We start from the raw sequence: 19,615 nt of genomic DNA on the forward strand, positions 1-19,615 counted from the left end.
AATAACCTCTATTTCCCTTAATTTATTCACTTATTTTTCTAAAGATTGTAATATTAAAACACTATTCAATTCCGCATAATCATAGTAAGATGAGAAAATGTTTTAAAAATTTAGTAATATGCAGCTAGATATTTTTTTTACATCTAAAGGAGATTTTCCATCATGTCAAAACAAGATCAATGGACTTCAAAACTCGGGTTCATCCTGGCAGCCGCGGGATCCGCTATTGGATTGGGTGCCATTTGGAAGCTCCCATATATGACTGGGCTAAATGGAGGAGGGGTCTTTTTCCTACTCTTCATTTTATTCACCCTGCTTATCGGTGCACCGATATTAATAGCGGAATTCACGATTGGCCGTAATGCACAGAAAGATGCCATTAGCGCATATAAACATATCGCCCCGGGGAAGCCTTGGGCATTGATCGGATATGGCGGTGTCGTCGCTTCCATCATTCTGCTTTCCTTCTTCAGTGTTGTTGGAGGCTGGATCATCTCTTATTTAGCGAGAAGCTTTACAGGTTCCCTCTCAAACTTGACTCAAGAAGAATATGGAAACTTCTTCAATAAGATAATCAGTAATCCTTATGAAACGGTCATCGCTCAGTTATTATTCATGGTCTTTACCATTTGGGTCGTGCAAGGCGGCGTTTCCAAGGGAATTGAAAAAGCGAATAAATATATGATGCCTTCCTTGTTCATCCTTTTCATCATTCTTCTTATCCGTTCCTTGACTCTGGATGGAGCGATGGAGGGTGTTAAATTCTTCTTGAAGCCGGACTTTTCCGCATTAACAGGGGAAACGATCCTATTGGCACTGGGCCAATCCTTCTTTGCACTAAGTGTCGGTGTTTCCGTGATGGTAACCTACGCGTCCTATTTAAGCAAAAAAGAAGATATTACAAAATCGGCCTTTTCGGTAGTTGGACTGAATATCTTCATTTCCTTGCTGGCTGGTTTAGTCATCTTCCCTGCTGTTTTTGCACTAGGCTTCAGCCCTTCGAGCGGGCCTGGACTGGTATTTGTCGTGTTGCCAGCCGTTTTCAATGAAATGGCTCTTGGTGGGATCTTCATGTTCATTTTCTTCATATTATTATTATTTGCCACCCTTACGACGGCATTCTCCATTCTCGAAATCGTCGTTGCCGCCATGATAAAGGGTGATGCTGCAAAGCGTAAGAAGGCTTCTTGGATAGCTGGTATCACAGTTTTCTTAATTGGGATTCCAAGCGCATTATCATTCGGGGTGCTTTCGGATGTGAAGATTTTCAATTTATCCATATTTGATTTCGCTGATTATCTGACAAGCAATATCGCGCTGCCAGTCGGCGCCTTGTTCATATCCCTTTTCATCGGCTATCAAATGAAAAGGATCGAGGTACAAAAGGAGTTCGAATCAGGCGCTGATTCCGGACGATCACTTTTTAAACTTTGGTACTTCCTGATTCGCTACATCGTGCCGATTATGATCATACTCGTATTCCTTAAGTCAACTAATCTCATTTAACATTCAACATGCCGTTTCGATATTTATCGATGCGGCATTTTTTTCACAAAACCTACATATTCCGTTACTTCCCCTAAGTAATAATATGGTAAAATAATTACATAATAAAAATATATTTCCTGAAAAAGGAGTGTCTGACCATGTCAAATATCGCGAAGAATATCCGGCAATACCGAGAAGATCACAACCTCACTCAACAGGAACTGGCTTTGAAATTGCGCATCGGCACGAAGAAAATCGAAAAGTATGAATCAGGTGAATCGGTTCCTGATACACAAACCATTTTACGGCTTTCCACCGTTCTTGACATTCCGGCTTCAGAATTCCTGAAAGATGCCCAAACCGGTAACCCAGCTGGTATCGACGAGGACATAAAAAAACTGATTGAAGAAATCGGAACCAAAAAAGCGGAGCTCATTCTAAGAACAGCTAAGGACTTTAGCGAAGAACAAATTCTGAAAGTTATGCATACTTTATATAATACACAAGCTTAATTCAAAAAATGGGTCGTAGTATGTGTATTTTTTTTCACGGTACTGGATATACTATGATTAACACTTTCTATGTTAATCCATTAGATTAACTCTTTTTTCTAATTCCCCCTATGGAAAGGGATCCGGCTGCTAAAGGCCGGATCCCTATTTTTTTGCTTTTATTGACAATGATTCTTCATGAAACGTTCCATTCTTCGAAGCGCCTCTTGAAGCTGTTCCATCGAGGATGCATAAGAACAGCGGATATGGCCTTCACCGCTTTCCCCGAACACATCTCCCGGTACAACGGCAACAAGTTCTTCCGTCAGAAGTTTTTCAGCAAATTCCATCGAAGTCATCCCCGTCTTCTCGATTGATGGAAAAGCATAAAAAGCCCCGCCAGGATTATGGCAATCCAACCCCATATCGTTAAATGATTTCACGATATAATTTCGTCTTCTCCGATAACTGCGACGCATTTCTTCCACATCCTGCATACCGTTCCTTAATGCTTCCAATGCAGCATGCTGCGCAACGGTCGGCGCACACATCATCGCATATTGGTGAAGCTTAAGCATCGCTTCCGAAATTTCCTTAGGTGCACAAACGAACCCAAGACGCCATCCAGTCATCGCAAACCCTTTCGAAAACCCATTGATGACGATTGTCCGCTCAAGCATGCCGTCAATGGCAGCAAAAGAAGTGAATTCCTCATCATAAGCAAGTTCGGCATAGATTTCATCGGAAATCACCAGCAAGTCATGCTTTTTAACGATGTCAGCAAGCATCACTAATTCTTCCTGCCCAAGCTGGGTTCCCGTCGGGTTATTCGGTGAACAGATTAAAACGGCCTTCGTTTTAGGTGTGATAGCCGCTTCGAGTTGTTGGGGAGTCAACTTAAAGTCTTCTTCCTTGGATGTTTGGACTGTGACCGGTATTCCCCCTGCCATGGTCACAAGCGGTGCATAGGCGACGAAACAAGGTTCGACGACAACGACTTCTTCACCTGGATTCAAGATGGTCCTCAGGGCAATATCCAGGGCCTGGCTTGCTCCAACCGTGACAATGATTTGATCGTCCGGTCTATACGAAACATGGAACTGCTTCTCCATATACCGGCTGATTTCCGACCTTAATTCAAATAATCCGGCATTGGCCGTATATGAGGTATATCCTTCCTCCAAGGAGTTGATCGCCGCTTCCCTTACTGCCCAAGATGTAACGAAATCCGGTTCACCCACACCAAGCGAGACGACCCCTTCCAAATTGGCTGCCAAGTCGAAAAAGCGGCGGATGCCTGATGGTTTAAGCTCTGCAATCGTTTTTGAAACATAACTCGTTTTAATCATGGTGACACCACTATCCGCTTATCTTCTTCAGTTTGATCAAAAATGGTGCCATCATGCTTGTACTTTTTCATAATGAAGTGAGTCGTCGTAGAAATGACGGAATCCAGTGTCGAAAGTTTTTCCGAAACAAAGCTTGCCACTTCGTTCATCGAACGTCCTTCGACAATGACTGAAAGATCATAAGCCCCAGACATTAAATAAACGGACTCGACTTCTTTGAACTTGTAAATCCTTTTTGCAACATCATCGAAACCGACGCCGCGTTTTGGAGTGACTTTTACATCGATCATCGCTGTGACACCATGGTATTCATCCACTTTAGCCCAGTTAATGACTGTTAAGTAACGTACAATGACCCGCATATCTTCTAATTTCTTCAATGTTATTTCAATGTCCGATTCTGATTGATCGGTCATTTTAGCCAAATCCTTCAGATCAATCCGGCTGTTATTTTCAATGATTCTCAAGACTTCCAATTCCTCTTCATTCAAGTGCATTGGAAAACCCCCCTTTTGGAATTCACTAATTTAGCTGTGATGGTTTGGCTGGCAGATAGTCTCACGAATTACCTTATTAGACTTTTTAAAAAACCTATATGACAATATAATTTAATAAGTCCTATGCTGTCAGGATAAACTTACACTATTATATCAAAATTGGCTGGTGACCTGTTATAGTAATTGTATTTTTTCATCGTTATTATTACAATTACTGTTATGCAACAGTATTAAAGGACCTTTTTTGGAATATTCAGGTTAACATGGGTTTTTATCATTGACCAATAACGGAGGAGGAGCTTTTTTTGGAAAGTCATACAATCAAAGGTGTCGAACGGGTGGGTGATATCGAAATCTATTTTGAATATGACCGAATCGATGATTCTCTCCCCACCCTTGTCCTGCTTCACGGATTTTTGTCATCGAGCTTCAGTTTCCGTAAATTAGTCCCCTATTTAATCAAGGAATACAATGTGATCTCCATCGACCTCCCGCCATTCGGGCAAAGCGGAAAAGATTATCGATATATATATTCATTCCGAAACATCGCTAAATCCGTCGTTCTATTCTTGGAGGGAAAAGGCATCAGGAAATTCAGTATCATCGGCCATTCCATGGGCGGGCAGATTTCCCTGCAGCTCATCAAGTCATATCCTGATCTTGCAGACCATGCCATTCTACTTGCCGGTTCAGGCTATCAGCCCGGCTATTCGGAAAAAATGAAGATGGTCAGTTACCTGCCTTTCTTTTCATACGGGATAAAACGGTATCTGCAAAAGTCAGGTATCGAAAAGAACTTGAAAAATGTCGTCCATGACCCGGCGATGATTGACGATGAAATGCGGCAGGGATACCTAGGGCCATTCATTAAGAAGCATGATATTTTCCGGGCATTGGGGAGGATGCTTCGAGATAAGGAAATCGATTTGTTGAAGGAGGACCTTAGTGGTATTCATACGCCATGCCTGCTTATTTGGGGAAGGCATGACCGAGTGGTGCCTTTGAGTATTGGCGAAAGGCTCCATGAAGACCTTCCTAATTCCGAGCTTGTTGTCATTGAGGATTCCGGGCACCTTCTTCCAGAGGAGAAACCGGAAGAAGTGTATCAACTAATTAAGGGGTTTCTTGGGGTGGCCACCCCAACGTAAACTCACGAGTAAAACAGCAAAACTCTCGAGTAAAGAGCAAAAAAAACCGTAAAAAAGGTGCCCCTGATTTCTGGGTACACCCTTTGTCACCTTTAGATCGAACAGCTGGCATCATTCTTAATGATCAGCAGCTTTTGAGCAATTTCCAGGCACTTATCCATCTGAACGGATTCATCGAACGAGAACTCGTAAATGGATTTTATCTTTTCCGCCAGTTCCTTTGGATCATCTATATTCCGGATTGCTACGACCGTATCGGCAATTTCCGGCTCATATAGATCCCATCCTATCTTGAAAGGGTCCCATTCTTGCAAAACGGCAACCAATGCTAAATTCATTTGCTGTGTATCCATAAAATCATCACCTGCTCAATATTTTCAAAGAACATGATATCATAGTATCATAACAACAGGCTTTTCGCGAAGACGACAAATTTTATTCGGTGGTGGATATTTTGAACAAGTCAATATTTGAAGAACAAATCAACAGGGAAAATTCAGGGTCTGCAAAATGGGATAAAAACTTCCTCACATCCTTATATGGTCGCGAGGATGTTCTGCCAATGTGGGTTGCCGATTTGGACTTCCCATCTCCTGAGGGCATTCAAAAGGCATTGATGGAACGCTTGAATCATCCGATTTTCGGTTATACCGTCCCTTCTGAAACGGTCTTCACTGAAATTCAAAGCTGGCTTAGAGACCGGCACTCCTGGCAAATCGATAAAGATTGGATTTCATTCAGCTCCGGCGTAGTTTCCGCAATCGGTACAACGATCCAAGCATTCACGAACCCGGGCGATAAAATATTGTTACAATCTCCCGTTTATACACCATTTTTTGATATGATCAAAAATAATGACCGGGAAGTGGTCAATAGTCCCCTTATCATTGAAAATGACCGCTTTGAGATCGATTTCACTGATTTTGAGGACAAGCTGAAAAGCGGAGTGAAACTATTCCTTTTTTGCAGTCCGCATAACCCCGGCGGACGCGTTTGGACAAAGGATGAACTCTTACGGATCGGGGAGCTATGTGAAAAATATGATGTAGTCATCGTCAGTGATGAGATACATGCTGATTTATTCCATACAACATCAAAGCATTATCCGATCGGCTCGCTTTCAGAAAAATTAGCGGACATAACCGTTACATTGATGGCGCCAAGCAAAACATTCAATATTGCCGGCCTTCAGGCTTCATTCCTGATCACAAGTAATGAAAAATTGCAGAAGCTTTTGCAAAAGGCTCAAACGAAACTGGCCTTCCATGGTCTTAACATCTTTGCCTTAACAGCAATGGAAGCTGCGTATCGGGAGGGCTTGGAATGGCTTGAAGACATGATTGGCTACATTGAGGAGAATATAAAAGTGGCAGAGGAATTCATTGCAGCCGAAATTCCTTCACTGCATGTCATGCATCCGGATGCCTCTTACCTTTTATGGATTGACTGCCGTGACCTTGGATTGACCGACAAGGAAATCAAGGATCGACTTATCCATCAAGGGAAGCTCGCATTGGAGCCTGGTTCTAAATACGGACCTGGCGGAGAAGGTTTCGTCAGAATGAATCTCGGTTGTTCACGCAGCGTTCTGATGGATGGGCTAAACCGTTTGAAATTGGCTTTTTCTTAAATAAAAAAAGAACCAGGCTTAGAATCCTGGTTCTTCTTTTTCAATCTTTTTCTTCACCCACATAAGGATCATGCTCATATCGGGGCAAATCCCCAAATGAGGTTTGGATATTTTCTTCAAAAAGTTCTTCCTTCAATTCTTCATATTGCGAGTTCGGATAAACCGTTATCTCTTTACCGTATATATCCACACCAACGAAATTTTCATAATTTTCGACATAGCCGACATTTTCCTCGGACTCCACATACATATCTTCATAATCGTTTGGCGGATTTACAAAATCGGAAGGCGATTCAGATGTTCCATAACTGGCAACATCCTGCCAAGAATCCTCCGCGTCGTACGCAACCGATTCGTGACGGTCGTCAAAATCAAACCTTCCAAACGGCGGTCCCAAAACTTCCTCTTCGACCGGCCGATTGTCCGAAGTTTCCTGTGATGGGGTATGCTCGACACAATAAGTCGTAGTAGGGATGGCGTTCAAACGTTCAAGAGGTATTTCCTTTGAACAAACCTGGCATTTTCCATAATCACCTGTCTTGATGGCAGAAAGCGCCCTTTCAATATCCCTTATTTCATCCCGATCATGCTCGGAAAGGGCCAAATCCTTTTCCCGTTCATATAACTCGGTTCCTTCATCTCCGGGATGATTATCGTAACTCGATAACTCACCAGTCGAATCCTCCAGGCTTCTTCTTAAATCATAGTTGCCTGAATCATTTAATCGCTCTTCCAACTCTTGCTTCGTTTGCTGCAATTGCTGTTGAAATTCTTTAAGCTGCTGATTGGATAGCATGTGCAACATCCTTTCAAATCGTTCTTCCCTCTAGTATTTCTCTCTTCCCGCCATTCCATAAAGGTACTTTTTACCTTAGGAATAATTTAATTCAGATAACAGAAGCTAAATTAGAAATTTTAATTTCAAGGAGGACTTCCATTTGTATTTCTATAAGGAAGATTTAATCAATATGATCGTTCCCGATAAGCCTGATCCGAATGCAGCAAAAGTACTTCAGGAAACACTTGGAGGGCAATTCGGTGAAATGCGGACGATGATGCAGTATTCTTTCCAAAGCGCCAATTTCCGTGGCAAGGCTAAACAATATCGTGATTTACTCCGTGGTGTTTTCTTGGAAGAAATCAGCCACGTTGAACTTGTCCAATCAACCATCAACCAGCTGCTGAATGGTGCTGGCGGGGATATGCCTGGAGATGTCGCTACCGACGGCGCCCCATTGGATGAAGTCATCAAAGGCGGCGCAAACCCTCACCATTTCATCATCGGAGCAAAAGCTTCCCTACCTGTCGATGCTGGCGGCAATCCATGGAATGGATCATGGGTTTATGATCACGGTAATCTTGTGGCAAACCTTTTGAACAATGTCATGCTTGAATCTACTGGTGTCCTGCAAAAGTCCAGGATTTATGAAATGAGTTCCAATAAAACAATGCGCGAAACACTGGCATTTTTAATGGTTCGCGACAATGCCCACCAAAATGCATTTGCCAAGGCATTGGAAACACTTGGGGTCGACTGGGGGAAAATCTTCCCTGTACCTAATTATGATTTGAACAAATATCCTGAATGCCGCAAATATGTGGATTTAGGCTACCATAATGCCCAATTCAATTTCAGATTGGACCCAACTCAAATCGGCGATATTTTCAAAGGGGAAACACCGAGCCGAAATGGCGGAAACCTTGCTGTTACAGAGCCGCCAAAAGGATTCCCGGTACCTGAAATGCCGGATATGCCAAATGAACATAGCCCTGGCTTGAGTGATTTGAACAATTAAAAAAGAAGGCGGACACATCATACTGTGTTCGCCTTCTTTTTTAATTATTGATATATTTTTCAAAAACAAAGCCAAAATCTTTCACATGGTACTTTTTCCGGCTATCCATCAACCATTCGAAAGCTGCGGAATTAATTTCCTTGAAGCTTGCAGCCATTTGGCTTCCATCAGTGCGAACCTGGTTCAAAGTGGAAGAAGCAAGGTTTACGCTTTGTTGGGCATATTGAAGGGCAAACTCATTCTCATGGCAAATTTCCGATATTTTCACGAGTGATTTGAACAAGTCCTTTAATTCTTCTATGAATTTCTTATGAACATCAATGGAGAAAGTCTTTGCACCAATCGAAAATTTAATTTCCGCATCCAAATCCACGGTCCCTGCGGTTTCAAGCGTGGCATTTGATATAGTATACTGGCTGTAGCTATATCTTGTAAGTGTACGCTTTTTGCTTATCGCACTAGTGCCGTCCAAATGTATGAACGCTTGATTCGTGAAACAGTACTCATCCGTTTTTGATTTAATCAGGAAATAAATTTTTTCCCCATCTTCATGCATGATATAGTCATCTGCATCTACCTTGTCATAATCAGCAGGACTAATCACACTTCCAATATCACTAAGACCAAGGGCATCTGCCGCCATTTTCTTGAACATCCCTATTCCCCCTATCAATATCCAGGTGAATTACACCTTTTTATAAGTATTTCTCCAGTATTATCTCGTCTCGGATCGGAATTCCATCAAAACTGTAAAATGGAATCTCCGGCTTGATTTTCCGTGATTCTTCCACGGCATTTTTAACGACTTCCGATATGACATAACCACGCTTTTGAAAAAACTTCAATGCCTTTAAATTATCGTTCGTTGTAATCGCTTTAATAGTATGGCAATTTTTTTCCTTAGCGATATTTTCCATCACATAAAGCAATGATGAGCCAACACCTTGATTCTCATGCTCACTGTTCAAAGAGATGATCTGACATACATGGTCGGATAATTTGTAAGTTCCCAACCCCGTGATTTTTTCATTCTCGTCCATTACCCCAAAGCCCTCAAGTTCCGCATAATGAAACAAGCCTCTTGAAAAAACGACTTGGGTCGTCTCCCAGTGCTGAATGAAAAAATCCTTGACCGTATCTGCCGCAATCATTCTTTTAGCTACGATTTGCATAACCAATTACGCCCCCAAAATTTCTCTCTATGCTTATAGTATAAAATGCTTATGCTGATAAGGGAACATTTAATTCTTTACGCCCTTCTAACAAAACATAATACCATTCATATTCAGATAATCAATATTCAAAAACGGGGCACCCTAGTGATGCACGGCATCTTCCGGGTTCAAGAGATGGTATCATCCTTTAAACGCTGGTTCCTTTTGGTGACCTCATCTTCGAATTGCTTCGTTTTCATTTCTTCCTTCTTTGAATATCTTATAATTGCCCTCATCGTAAAAACGGCTGCCACTAAAAAAATGAAGCAAGTTATACCAGCTGAGATATATTCAGTCTTGTCTTCCGGAAAGTAAAGAAACAAACCTAGTAAAGCATGATTGAGAAAATCCATCCGATACATCCTTCCTGATAGGGAATTAAACTGCATTATCCCATTATATCAATTACCAGAACAATCCACTAGTGGGCTTAATCCACTAAATCCCGAAAAAAAAGAGAGGCACTGAGCCCCTCGCTTCTCTTTTATTTATAAAATGGTGATCCCTTTTATGACCACGTCCACTGCAGGCTTGTCTCCCGCAACTGTCTCTACGTTAGCAATCGTATCAACAACGTCCATGCCTTCGACCACTTGTCCAAAGACAGAGTGTTTATGATCCAGCCATGGTGTGCCGCCTTGCTCCATATAAGCACTGATGATTTCTTCCGGATAACCGGCTTGCTTCATTTGCTCACCCATCCTGCTGTCTACATGCTGGGCTTGTACGACGAAGAATTGGCTGCCGTTTGTTCCCGGGCCTGCATTTGCCATGGAAAGAGCTCCGCGCAAATTGAATAATTGCATGGAGAACTCGTCCTCAAATGGAGTTCCCCAGATACTTTCTCCACCCATTCCAGTGCCTGTCGGATCTCCGCCTTGTAGCATGAAATCCTTGATGACACGGTGAAAGATGATTCCTTCGTAATAACCGTTTTCAGCATGTGTCAAGAAATTCTCCACTGTCTTCGGAGCCAGTTCAGGGAATAGTTTAATTTTAATATCGCCCATCGTCGTTTGCATGATGACCGCTTTTTCATTTTCCAAAACTTCACTTGTTAATTGTGGAAAGTTTGTCATTGTTCATAACCTCTTTCTTTTTAAAATTAAATGGCATGAAACACCATTTTTCATCTTCATTTGTACACTTTACACGATTTTCATAAAAAAAGCATCTTTACGAAATTGAACAAATTCGCTGTGAAAAATCGTCGTTCTTATGTATCATGAAGGAAGTTAAAAGAAAGGTGGTAGGGAAATGTCAGAACAGGATTTTAAAATCGGCGATAAGGTTACCGCCATATATAAAACTGGAAAATACATCGGGGAAGTCACCGATATCAGACCTGCTGCATATCTTGTTAAAGTGTTGGCTGTCTTGAAGCATCCCATGCAGGGAGATCTTCATAACCCGAAGCAAACGGAAGTGTCCATGTTCCATCAGCGGCGTGCTCTAGCTTACCGGGAGCAAACCAATGTACCAAAGAATATGGTCAGGAACTTTAATGAGGAGATTCCTGAGTATAAGGAATCCTTAAGAGAAGCTGTTGAGAAAATGAAAGGCACTTTAAGCGAAGTCCAAACAGAATGGAATGATAAAAGCTTACAGTTGCTTGAAGATCTAGAGACGGATTATTTTAAATAAAGCATGATAAAAGCCAAATCAGTAGTATATGATTTGGCTTTTATAACGCTAAATGATTCAATACTTTTGATAAATCAATGCGATCGCCAATTGTCGTCGGTTCATGATTTTTCATATAACTTTTATCTTTCTCCACTAACTTAAAGATATTATATGTCGTAATCGCATCATCCAGCGCCCGGTGATGCTTGCCTGTCCCTTCTTTGCCATAGGCCTGTACAGCCTTCCAAAGCCCGGTTTGATTTTGATCCCCGAAAAAGCGTTTATACTCCAGGCACAGATCACTTTGTTTCCCTGAAAAAGGGAAATCCAATCCTGCTTTCTGACAGTTCTGGCGAAGTACCTTCATATCCATATTTCCCCAGGTAACAATCGTCGTCGGGTGCTTCTCATCTATTTTCTTCAATAAATTAACCAACTCTTCAAATGAAATCCCCTGGTCCACCTGATCCTGGGTAATGTTCAAGAACTTTTTGCATCTTCCCGTTAAGACTGGAAATTTCATTGGGTTAACAAAAGATGAGAATTGTTCCTGAATGGTCTCATTAATGACGGTGACTAAGCCCACCTCAATGATTTCCGGATAAAACCCTACTGGGTTGGCTTTTCCTTCCGGCATCGTAAATTCAAAATCAATGAATACATATTGCTGTTGTTCCTCCATTTTTATGACCCCCTTCATATTCGTGACATCAACATATAAACAAAAAATGGTTTTTTTTCTCATAGACTATTATAACAGAAGATTTAGAAAGTTTTTCGTAACACACCATCCGGATAGCTATTGCCGTCATACCTAATTTATCCAAAACTCTTTATTGTCTACCTTATTTGGATTATGATGGATGAATGAATCAAAAGTACCACTTTTTCATTCCTTCAATCCTAGGACATACTAAAAATATATTAGTTAGGAAGTTGAACTATGCGCACGTATCTTGGTTATATCACGATTTCCCTCTTGATTCCCGTCTTGATCCTTTTCATTTTCCTTTCCTATCAGGAGTGGTCCTTAGCGCAATCTCCCTATCATGTACTCGACGAGCGAATTCCTATTGAATCGATAGAACTGGCTCAGGATAGTTACATAAAGGCCGCAAACGGAAAGGTCATCAGTGAAATTTCCACTGGTGAGAAACGGACTTACCTTAAACTTGAAGACATCCCCCTATTCCTGGAAAATCTATTCATCGTTACAGAGGATCAGAAATTTTATGATCATGCAGGCGTTGACCTATCCGGCATAAGCAGGGCGCTTCTTATCAATTCGCAAAATAAAACAATCGAACAAGGCGGCAGTACCATTACCCAGCAACTGGCCAGGAATGTTTATCTTTCACATGATAGGACGTATAACCGAAAACTCAGTGAACTCATTTACGCCTATCAGATAGAGCGAAAAAAATCAAAACCGGAAATCATGGAGCTGTATTTGAATGCCATATATTTTAGTAATGGAGCTTATGGAATCGAAGCTGCTTCCCAATATTATTTCAGTAAAGCTACTGAAGAGTTATCCAAGGCGGAACTTGCCTTCCTGGCCGCAATCCCTAATAATCCGGAAAACTATAACCCTCTTAAACATTTCGATGCGACGAAAAAGCGCCAGGAAAGATTACTGAAACAAATGGTGGCCGAAGGTGATTTAGAACAGGCCGAGTACGAGAAGCTTATCAAAAGTACGATTAAATTAGACTTGTCCACCCCGGTCGACTTATATCCCGATTATGTGACATATGTTCATCAGGAATTGAAAAACCTGGTGGCATCCTCCGAGGGTCTTGATAAATCTCTGCAAAGCCCTGAAGTCGCCATCCGTAAGAAAGCGGAAGCTGAGCTGGATAAAAAGGTCAAAAAGCTTTTGAATTCCGGTGTAACCATCCATACCGCACTCGATACCAAGCTGCAATCACAGTCAAAGACTGCCTTACAATCAAAAATCGGTGTCAATGATATCGAGGGAGCTTTAGTGGTTATACAGCATCATACGCACGAGCTTGTCTCTTTGATTGGGGGAAAAGATTATAAAAAAAATTCTTTCAACCGTGCATACCAAAGCTATAGGCAGCCAGGATCAGCCATTAAGCCGCTTCTCGATTATGCTCCCTATTTGGAGGAAACGGATGCTGACATCAATCAGCTAGTTAGCGGTGCAAGCTATTGCAGCAATAGCTATTGTCCAAAGAATTATAGCGGTGACAGCTATGGGATGGTCACACTAAGAACTGCCTTCGCTCAGTCCTATAATACACCTGCCATAAGAATTTTTGAAAAGACGGGGGTGGAAACGAGTTTCAAGTACCTCGATGCTTTAGACTTTAAAAAGGTGAGCAAAAAAGACCACCATACGAGTTCGGCCATAGGCGGATTCGAATATGGCATGAGTCCCCTTGAACTGACAAATGCCTATACTTCCTTCAATGACGGAAACTATCAGCCGGCCCGCGCCATTATTAAAGTCACCGATCAAGAAGGTAAAGTCCTTTATAAATGGAAAGAGCGCCCCAAGGAGATTTGGAGCCAAAGCACCGTAGCCAAGATGCGGCAGCTGCTCCATGAAACGATCATTTCCGGGACAGCCCGCAAAGCCTACTTTCCTACAGAATATGTCGGCGGTAAAACCGGTACGACCAATGATGTGAAAGACATGTGGTTTGTCGGCCTGACAGCAAACTATACAACGGGGGTTTGGATTGGAAGGGACAAGCCATCCAATCTACAATCCATTTATTCACATACACCCCATGTATTGATTTGGAAAGATATCAGCCAGACTGCCGAGTGAAAAAAGAAGGTGCCGCAATGGCACCTTCTTTTTTATGGCTATATGGGAATGCTTGCAATGACGCTGTTATAAAGCTTCAATCCTGCATAAGTGACTATTGAAATCAGTGCCGTCCAAACGAAGATTGGAAAGAAAACCAATCCAACTAACCTCGACAAGTTCAGGCTCGGGCTTAACTTATTGACAAAATAAATTAAAGCAACGACATTCGTTGCGATAAAGATGGACCCAAGCCCGATGATGAACTGAACACTGAACAATGAACAGGCACCGCCAATCACATATATGACAGACCCCTTTCTTAAACTGTTCAGGGCTTTACCTTCAGAATCCTTGGAAAAGAATAATAAAGACAGCTCCAATATCGTATCTGAGATCAGCTTCAATGCGGCAAAAACCATAAAGAATAATAAGAGCAATACGATCAGCAGCGCCAGCTTAATGCCCGTTTCAGAAAAAAACTCCAGCATCCCTTGGTAGATTCCCAAATTCCCAAATAAAGAGAGCATTTGCATTTCCCCATAAATGGCAAAGGAGAGGCTGAATAGTAGAATTGAAATGATTGGTAAATAGCTAAGTAAATATGTGTTTTTCATGATTTCTCCATCCACGCGTCTTTTATCCTATATTATGCAAGATAATCCATCATTTCACAATGGATACTCTACTAATTCACCCTGGAAAAACTTTTTTCAATAAATTTTTCAGGTCAGTTTCCCCTCCTTTTCTACCTATATATAAAACATCATTCAAGTTGGCCTTCACCGTTTTTAATGCCATGCAAACCCACATAAATTGCGTTATACTTTTAAGCGAGACAAGCATTCGATAATAAAATACATATTCAACGAAGATTTCCTAACGTCTAGGATTGCGCGAAAAAAGCATAATAAGACGACTGACTTCGTTTTAAAAAAGGGGGGAGTTTATGTCTTTACTTCATTGGGCGGTATTATCACCGTTTCTATTAGCACTTATTGTACCGATATTGTACAAACTATTTCGACAAATACATACAGGATGGTTTGTTTTGATTTTACCGATTCTCCTTTTCACCTATTTTTCAAGGTTCATTTCCTTGACCAAACAAGGGGATATCATTATGGAAAGGGCAACATGGATTCCTTCTCTCGGAATTCATGTTGATTTCTATGTAGATGGACTAGGGCTTTTGTTCGCCTTGCTCATTACAGGTATAGGTTCACTCGTCGTTCTGTATTCAATTTTCTATTTATCGAAAGAGAAAGAAAAGCTGAACCAATTTTACGTCTTCCTTTTACTTTTCATGGGAGCAATGCTTGGTGTCGTCCTATCCGATAACCTAATTGTCCTTTATTCGTTTTGGGAATTCACGAGTTTATCATCTTTTCTATTGATAGGATATTGGAATGAAAGGGAGCGTTCACGTTATGGAGCGCAGAAATCCCTGCTGATCACTGTGCTTGGAGGCTTAAGCATGCTTGGTGGCATCATTCTCCTTTCCGTTATGGGGAACACATTCAGCATACGTGAATTGATTGCCCAAAGCGGGGAACTTATGGACCACTCGCTCTTCGTTCCTGCACTTTTGCTTGTGCTGCTTGGCGCGTTCACTAAATCCGCACAGTTTCCTTTCCATATCTGGCTTCCTGACGCTATGGAAGCCCCGACACCGGTCAGTGCTTACCTTCATTCCGCCACAATGGTCAAGGCCGGAATTTATTTGGTTGCCCGATTAAGCCCTGTTTTTGCAGAATCAGGATTATGGTTCTGGCTCGTTTCGATCGCCGGATTGATCACCCTGTTCTGGGGTTCATTCTCTGCTATCAAGCAGACTGATTTAAAGGGGATTCTCGCTTTTTCCACCATCAGTCAGCTCGGATTGATCATGTCGCTTTTGGGACTTGGTGCGGCGGCCCTTCACTATGAATCTTTAGGGGAAAATATATACTTGGCAGCTACTGTTGCAGCAGTATTCCACTTGATTAATCATGCGACCTTCAAAGGCAGCCTTTTCATGGTTGCAGGCATCATTGATCATGAAACCGGTACACGTGATATCAGAAAGCTAGGCGGATTGATGCAGTTGATGCCGATCACTTTCACCGTCGCTGTCATAGGTGCTTTTTCAATGGCTGGACTTCCGCCCTTCAATGGTTTTTTGAGCAAGGAAATGTTCTTGGCCAGCATGGTGAATGTATTGGAATTGAATATCTTCAATATGGAGACATGGGGGGTCCTGTTCCCTGTGGTGGCATGGGTAGCCAGTGTATTCACTTTTATTTATAGCATGATCGTCGTGCTCAAACCCTTTACAGGCAAACTTCAGTTACAACTATTGGACAAGAAGCCCCACGAGGCGCCGATCGGGATGCTGATATCCCCGATCATCCTTGCTTCGTTGGTCATCGTTTTCGGTATTTTTCCAAACTTGCTATCTTCATCAATCATTAAACCTGCGGTAGCCGGCATACAGCCAAGCTTAGCGGGACCGGACTTCCAAGTCCATATCGCCTTCTGGCATGGATTCCAACCTGAAGTATGGATGACCATCGGCATCATAGCATTTGGAATCCTTTTATACAAAACGCTTCCGAAGTGGCAAAAGATCACCCAGTGGATTCCTGAACGTATATCCCTGAATGCGTTGTATGATAACGGGGTTAGAGGGCTCGAACGCTCAGCTTCCATCGTCATGAAAGTGTTAATGACAGGTTCGATTCGGACTTATCTGCTTTCAATCTTCCTTTTCTTCATTCTTTCCTTGGGCTTTTCGCTCTATCGGAAGGATGCATTTAAATTGGATACAGGGAATTTTGCCCCGATCGGCATATATGAATTGATATTAGCTGCGATCATCGTGATTGGCTCGATCGCCATTCTGTTTGCAAAATCCCGTTTAACTTCCATTATCATCTTAGGAGCCGTCGGTTATACGATTTCCCTATTTTTCGTTTTGCTGCGGGCACCGGATTTAGCCTTGACTCAACTAGTCATCGAAACGATTTCGGTATCGCTGTTTTTGCTCTGTTTCTTCCACCTTCCGTTAATGGCAAGCAGAAAGGAAGAACGGATGACATTCAAGTTGAATAATGCCCTGATATCCATTGGTGTAGGAGTCATCGTGACATTGATTGCCTTATCGGCACATAGCAATAAACTATTTGATTCCATCTCCAGTTACTATCTTGAAAATGCTTATAAGGAAGCAGGCGGGAAAAACGTCGTAAATGTCATTCTCGTTGACTTCCGCGGACTTGATACGATGTTTGAAATCAGTGTCCTTTCCATCGCTGCGCTCGGGATATTCGCGATGATCAAATTGCGTTTGACAGGGGGGAAAGATAAATCATGAAGCAAAATGACCTGATTCTCCAAACGGTTACGAAAGTCGCCGCCTTTGTTATCTTGCTGTTTGCGGTGGCCATCTTTTTAGGCGGGCATTATTCGCCAGGTGGCGGGTTTGTCGGCGGTTTAATGACTTCAGCCGCCATAGTCCTGCTGTTGCTCGCTTTCGACATTAAAACCGTCACCGGCATCTTGCCGATTGACTATAAATTAATGATCGGGTCAGGCTTGTTCATATCAAGCCTGACCGTGGCCGGCGGGCTGGTGTTCGGGGTGCCCCTCATGACACATGTTTATCATTATGTTGATTTACCGCTTCTTGGGCATATCTCGCTTCATACCGCGGTACTTTTTGATCTTGGTGTTTATCTTGTGGTTGTTGGTGTAACGATGACCATTATTCAAACGATAGGGGAGAGTGAATAATGGAACTTTTAATGGCCATTGTCATTGGAATACTATTTATGTGTGCGACCTATTTAATGCTTTCCAAAAGCATATTAAGAATCATAATCGGTACAGGGCTTCTAAGTCACGGCGCCCACCTTTTGATTTTGACGATGGGCGGTTTGAAAGGCGGTTCCGTTCCATTGCTAAGTGATGAAGCTGCATCCTATGTCGACCCGCTTCCGCAAGCGCTTATCTTGACGGCGATCGTCATCAGTTTCGGAGTCACATCATTTCTGCTGGTACTTGCTTATCGGACCTACCAGGAACTCGGTACGGATGACATGGAAGAAATGAGAGGTACGGAAGCTAATGAATAATCTTACTTTCCTGCCTGTTTTATGGCCGCTTTTCACAGGCATCCTTCTCATTTTCTTTGCCAAAAAAATCAAGCTGCAAAGAGGGATATCCCTTACTTCCTCTCTTATCGGGATTGTGATTTCCCTATATCTAGTATTTACGGTCCATACTCAAGGGATCCTGACTTTAGGTGTCGGCAGCTGGGATGCGCCATTCGGGATCGTGATCGTCGCAGATATGCTTTCTTCGCTGCTCGTACTGACCACGAATGTCATTGGATTTGCAATACTGCTTTACTCGTTTTACTCCATAGGGGAAGAACGTGAAAGACATTATTATTATCCTGTATTTCAATTTTTACTGATTGGAGTGAACGGTGCCTTCCTAACGGGGGATCTTTTCAATCTATTCGTATTTTTCGAAGTCATGCTGATGGCTTCCTACGTGCTGCTGGTACTGGGAGGTACGAAAATCCAGCTGAGGGAATCATTGAAGTATATCATCGTCAATGTACTATCCTCTTCCTTTTTCGTCATTATGGTGGCGTATCTTTATTCAGTTCTAGGCACATTGAACATGGCTGACATCAGCCAGAGGATAGCGGAAGTCAACCAGCCTGGTATCATCTCGGTGATAGCGATTGGGTTTCTGATCGTATTCGGTTTGAAGGGAGCCATTTTCCCGCTCTTCCAATGGCTTCCAGGTTCCTATTATGCTCCGCCCATTCCAGTGATGGCCCTATTCGGGGCATTGCTGACAAAGGTCGGGATCTATTCCATCTTCAGGACCTATACACTCATGTTTTATCATGACCAGGATTTCACCCATACTTTCCTTGCGATACTTGCTATCTTGACCATCATCATCGGTGTCATTGGTGCGGTAGCCTATTGGGATGTAAAAAAAATCATCATTTACAATATCATCATCGCAGTCGGGGTTATCCTATTCGGCATCTCCGTCATGAATGAACAGGCTTTATCGGGATCCATTCTATATATCATTCATGACATGCTGATCAAGGCTGCACTCTTCCTGCTGGTTGGCATCATGATCAAAATCAGCGGATCGGATGATCTACGGAACATGGGCGGCCTGATCAAGCAATACCCGGCCGTCGCATGGACCTTCTTCATAGCTGCCATATCATTGGCGGGAATTCCGCCGTTCAGCGGTTTTGCCGGCAAGCTCCTGATTCTTCAGGGAGCAGCAGAAAATGGGGCCTACTTAGGAATGGCCGTTGTCTTGCTTTCGAGCTTGATGGTCCTATATTCCGTCATGAAAATATTCATGAATGGCTTTTGGGGAACTCCAAAAGCTGATTATGCCTTAACTAATAAAACGGTAAATAAAATGCTGGTTCCTGCCGTACTCCTTGTCATCATTTCCGTTTTATTCGGAGTAGGAACAGAATCAATATACCCATTCATAACGCAAGCTGTAGATTCATTAATGAATCCCGAAATCTATAACAAAGCGGTTTTAAAGGAGTAGTGCCT

General features: G+C 42.4%; 21 protein-coding genes. 11 read left to right on the plus strand and 10 right to left on the minus strand.

Annotation, left to right across the window (positions count from 1 at the left end):
• Positions 1–162: 162 nt before the first annotated feature.
• A complete protein-coding gene (locus ACWF5P_RS04215; protein WP_260358696.1) occupies positions 163–1,506 on the plus strand; it encodes a sodium-dependent transporter in 1,344 nt (447 codons plus the stop codon).
• A gap of 140 nt (positions 1,507–1,646) precedes the next feature.
• Entirely contained in the window at positions 1,647–2,000 is a 354-nt protein-coding gene (locus tag ACWF5P_RS04220) for a helix-turn-helix domain-containing protein (RefSeq protein WP_260358697.1), read from the plus strand.
• Positions 2,001–2,158: 158 nt separating this feature from the next.
• On the opposite strand, the gene ACWF5P_RS04225 is transcribed toward ACWF5P_RS04220, so the two are convergent.
• A complete protein-coding gene (locus ACWF5P_RS04225; RefSeq protein ID WP_434168032.1) occupies positions 2,159–3,328 on the minus strand; it encodes an aminotransferase in 1,170 nt (389 codons plus the stop codon).
• Entirely contained in the window at positions 3,325–3,825 is a 501-nt protein-coding gene (locus tag ACWF5P_RS04230; protein ID WP_101223605.1) for an Lrp/AsnC family transcriptional regulator, read from the minus strand. The genes ACWF5P_RS04225 and ACWF5P_RS04230 overlap by 4 nt, the downstream gene beginning before the upstream one ends.
• A gap of 305 nt (positions 3,826–4,130) precedes the next feature.
• Between ACWF5P_RS04230 and ACWF5P_RS04235 the strand changes: the two genes are divergently transcribed.
• Positions 4,131–4,973 (plus strand): alpha/beta fold hydrolase, encoded by an 843-nt coding sequence (locus ACWF5P_RS04235; RefSeq protein WP_434168033.1) that lies wholly within the window; start codon positions 4,131–4,133, stop codon positions 4,971–4,973.
• A gap of 92 nt (positions 4,974–5,065) precedes the next feature.
• Here the strand turns inward: ACWF5P_RS04235 and ACWF5P_RS04240 are convergent, their stop codons facing one another.
• Positions 5,066–5,326, minus strand: a complete 261-nt coding sequence (locus tag ACWF5P_RS04240; RefSeq protein ID WP_101223607.1) for a DUF1871 family protein — start codon at positions 5,324–5,326, stop codon at positions 5,066–5,068.
• Between the two features lie 92 nt (positions 5,327–5,418).
• Here ACWF5P_RS04240 and ACWF5P_RS04245 point away from each other — a divergent pair, with 92 nt between their 5' ends.
• On the plus strand, positions 5,419–6,603 hold the full coding sequence (locus ACWF5P_RS04245) for a MalY/PatB family protein (protein WP_452444715.1): 1,185 nt from the start codon (positions 5,419–5,421) through the stop codon (positions 6,601–6,603).
• A 40-nt stretch (positions 6,604–6,643) separates the two neighbouring features.
• Here the strand turns inward: ACWF5P_RS04245 and ACWF5P_RS04250 are convergent, their stop codons facing one another.
• On the minus strand, positions 6,644–7,399 hold the full coding sequence (locus ACWF5P_RS04250; RefSeq protein WP_434168035.1) for a TraR/DksA C4-type zinc finger protein: 756 nt from the start codon (positions 7,397–7,399) through the stop codon (positions 6,644–6,646).
• 142 nt (positions 7,400–7,541) lie between these two features.
• Here ACWF5P_RS04250 and ACWF5P_RS04255 point away from each other — a divergent pair, with 142 nt between their 5' ends.
• Positions 7,542–8,399: a manganese catalase family protein gene (locus ACWF5P_RS04255; protein ID WP_230176213.1), complete on the plus strand. Its 858-nt coding sequence runs from the start codon at positions 7,542–7,544 to the stop codon at positions 8,397–8,399.
• A 40-nt stretch (positions 8,400–8,439) separates the two neighbouring features.
• Here the strand turns inward: ACWF5P_RS04255 and ACWF5P_RS04260 are convergent, their stop codons facing one another.
• The 4 genes from ACWF5P_RS04260 to ACWF5P_RS04275 form a co-directional block, all read right to left on the minus strand.
• On the minus strand, positions 8,440–9,054 hold the full coding sequence (locus ACWF5P_RS04260) for a PH domain-containing protein (RefSeq protein WP_048687662.1): 615 nt from the start codon (positions 9,052–9,054) through the stop codon (positions 8,440–8,442).
• Between the two features lie 40 nt (positions 9,055–9,094).
• Positions 9,095–9,571 carry a GNAT family N-acetyltransferase gene (locus tag ACWF5P_RS04265; RefSeq protein ID WP_101223611.1) on the minus strand — a complete coding sequence of 159 codons (477 nt, stop codon included), beginning with the start codon at positions 9,569–9,571 and terminating at the stop codon, positions 9,095–9,097.
• 170 nt (positions 9,572–9,741) lie between these two features.
• Positions 9,742–9,966 carry a hypothetical protein gene (locus ACWF5P_RS04270; RefSeq protein WP_101223612.1) on the minus strand — a complete coding sequence of 75 codons (225 nt, stop codon included), beginning with the start codon at positions 9,964–9,966 and terminating at the stop codon, positions 9,742–9,744.
• Positions 9,967–10,101: 135 nt separating this feature from the next.
• Positions 10,102–10,692 carry a peptidylprolyl isomerase gene (locus ACWF5P_RS04275; RefSeq protein ID WP_098371439.1) on the minus strand — a complete coding sequence of 197 codons (591 nt, stop codon included), beginning with the start codon at positions 10,690–10,692 and terminating at the stop codon, positions 10,102–10,104.
• Positions 10,693–10,870: 178 nt separating this feature from the next.
• On the opposite strand from ACWF5P_RS04275, the gene ACWF5P_RS04280 reads away from it, so the two are divergent.
• Positions 10,871–11,257 carry a kinase-associated lipoprotein B gene (locus ACWF5P_RS04280; protein WP_101223613.1) on the plus strand — a complete coding sequence of 129 codons (387 nt, stop codon included), beginning with the start codon at positions 10,871–10,873 and terminating at the stop codon, positions 11,255–11,257.
• A gap of 40 nt (positions 11,258–11,297) precedes the next feature.
• Here the strand turns inward: ACWF5P_RS04280 and kapD are convergent, their stop codons facing one another.
• Positions 11,298–11,921, minus strand: coding sequence for a 3'-5' exonuclease KapD (kapD, locus tag ACWF5P_RS04285; RefSeq protein ID WP_260358701.1), 624 nt, complete (start codon positions 11,919–11,921; stop codon positions 11,298–11,300).
• 261 nt (positions 11,922–12,182) lie between these two features.
• On the opposite strand from kapD, the gene ACWF5P_RS04290 reads away from it, so the two are divergent.
• Positions 12,183–14,042, plus strand: a complete 1,860-nt coding sequence (locus ACWF5P_RS04290) for a transglycosylase domain-containing protein (protein ID WP_452444648.1) — start codon at positions 12,183–12,185, stop codon at positions 14,040–14,042.
• 38 nt (positions 14,043–14,080) lie between these two features.
• On the opposite strand, the gene ACWF5P_RS04295 is transcribed toward ACWF5P_RS04290, so the two are convergent.
• Positions 14,081–14,638, minus strand: a complete 558-nt coding sequence (locus ACWF5P_RS04295) for a DUF5366 family protein (protein WP_434168037.1) — start codon at positions 14,636–14,638, stop codon at positions 14,081–14,083.
• Positions 14,639–14,970: 332 nt separating this feature from the next.
• On the opposite strand from ACWF5P_RS04295, the gene ACWF5P_RS04300 reads away from it, so the two are divergent.
• Genes ACWF5P_RS04300 through ACWF5P_RS04315 form a run of 4 tightly spaced genes read left to right on the plus strand, consistent with a single transcriptional unit; the run spans position 14,971 to position 19,610 of the window.
• Positions 14,971–17,376, plus strand: a complete 2,406-nt coding sequence (locus ACWF5P_RS04300) for a Na+/H+ antiporter subunit A (protein WP_452444649.1) — start codon at positions 14,971–14,973, stop codon at positions 17,374–17,376.
• Positions 17,373–17,795, plus strand: coding sequence for a Na(+)/H(+) antiporter subunit B (locus ACWF5P_RS04305; RefSeq protein WP_098371445.1), 423 nt, complete (start codon positions 17,373–17,375; stop codon positions 17,793–17,795). The genes ACWF5P_RS04300 and ACWF5P_RS04305 overlap by 4 nt, the downstream gene beginning before the upstream one ends.
• The gene (locus ACWF5P_RS04310) at positions 17,795–18,136 is read left to right on the plus strand and encodes a Na(+)/H(+) antiporter subunit C (RefSeq protein WP_076368129.1); all 342 of its coding nucleotides are present in this window, start codon (positions 17,795–17,797) and stop codon (positions 18,134–18,136) included. Before ACWF5P_RS04305 ends, ACWF5P_RS04310 begins: the two co-directional genes overlap by 1 nt.
• The gene (locus ACWF5P_RS04315) at positions 18,129–19,610 is read left to right on the plus strand and encodes a Na+/H+ antiporter subunit D (protein WP_402943792.1); all 1,482 of its coding nucleotides are present in this window, start codon (positions 18,129–18,131) and stop codon (positions 19,608–19,610) included. Before ACWF5P_RS04310 ends, ACWF5P_RS04315 begins: the two co-directional genes overlap by 8 nt.
• The last annotated feature ends 5 nt before the right edge of the window (positions 19,611–19,615 follow it).

The sequence above is a fragment of the Peribacillus sp. NPDC055009 genome, assembly GCF_053608705.1.

What these genes read in the sequence shown, in the direction of transcription:
- ACWF5P_RS04215 (WP_260358696.1), top strand. Translation starts at nt 163, where the DNA reads ATGTCAAAACAAGATCAATGGACTTCAAAACTCGGGTTCATCCTGGCA.
- ACWF5P_RS04220 (WP_260358697.1), top strand. Translation starts at nt 1,647, where the DNA reads ATGTCAAATATCGCGAAGAATATCCGGCAATACCGAGAAGATCACAAC.
- ACWF5P_RS04225 (WP_434168032.1), bottom strand. Translation starts at nt 3,328, where the DNA reads ATGATTAAAACGAGTTATGTTTCAAAAACGATTGCAGAGCTTAAACCA.
- ACWF5P_RS04230 (WP_101223605.1), bottom strand. Translation starts at nt 3,825, where the DNA reads ATGCACTTGAATGAAGAGGAATTGGAAGTCTTGAGAATCATTGAAAAT.
- ACWF5P_RS04240 (WP_101223607.1), bottom strand. Translation starts at nt 5,326, where the DNA reads ATGGATACACAGCAAATGAATTTAGCATTGGTTGCCGTTTTGCAAGAA.
- ACWF5P_RS04250 (WP_434168035.1), bottom strand. Translation starts at nt 7,399, where the DNA reads ATGCTATCCAATCAGCAGCTTAAAGAATTTCAACAGCAATTGCAGCAA.
- ACWF5P_RS04260 (WP_048687662.1), bottom strand. Translation starts at nt 9,054, where the DNA reads ATGTTCAAGAAAATGGCGGCAGATGCCCTTGGTCTTAGTGATATTGGA.
- ACWF5P_RS04265 (WP_101223611.1), bottom strand. Translation starts at nt 9,571, where the DNA reads ATGCAAATCGTAGCTAAAAGAATGATTGCGGCAGATACGGTCAAGGAT.
- ACWF5P_RS04270 (WP_101223612.1), bottom strand. Translation starts at nt 9,966, where the DNA reads ATGGATTTTCTCAATCATGCTTTACTAGGTTTGTTTCTTTACTTTCCG.
- ACWF5P_RS04275 (WP_098371439.1), bottom strand. Translation starts at nt 10,692, where the DNA reads ATGACAAACTTTCCACAATTAACAAGTGAAGTTTTGGAAAATGAAAAA.
- ACWF5P_RS04280 (WP_101223613.1), top strand. Translation starts at nt 10,871, where the DNA reads ATGTCAGAACAGGATTTTAAAATCGGCGATAAGGTTACCGCCATATAT.
- kapD (WP_260358701.1), bottom strand. Translation starts at nt 11,921, where the DNA reads ATGGAGGAACAACAGCAATATGTATTCATTGATTTTGAATTTACGATG.
- ACWF5P_RS04290 (WP_452444648.1), top strand. Translation starts at nt 12,183, where the DNA reads ATGCGCACGTATCTTGGTTATATCACGATTTCCCTCTTGATTCCCGTC.
- ACWF5P_RS04295 (WP_434168037.1), bottom strand. Translation starts at nt 14,638, where the DNA reads ATGAAAAACACATATTTACTTAGCTATTTACCAATCATTTCAATTCTA.
- ACWF5P_RS04300 (WP_452444649.1), top strand. Translation starts at nt 14,971, where the DNA reads ATGTCTTTACTTCATTGGGCGGTATTATCACCGTTTCTATTAGCACTT.
- ACWF5P_RS04305 (WP_098371445.1), top strand. Translation starts at nt 17,373, where the DNA reads ATGAAGCAAAATGACCTGATTCTCCAAACGGTTACGAAAGTCGCCGCC.
- ACWF5P_RS04310 (WP_076368129.1), top strand. Translation starts at nt 17,795, where the DNA reads ATGGAACTTTTAATGGCCATTGTCATTGGAATACTATTTATGTGTGCG.
- ACWF5P_RS04315 (WP_402943792.1), top strand. Translation starts at nt 18,129, where the DNA reads ATGAATAATCTTACTTTCCTGCCTGTTTTATGGCCGCTTTTCACAGGC.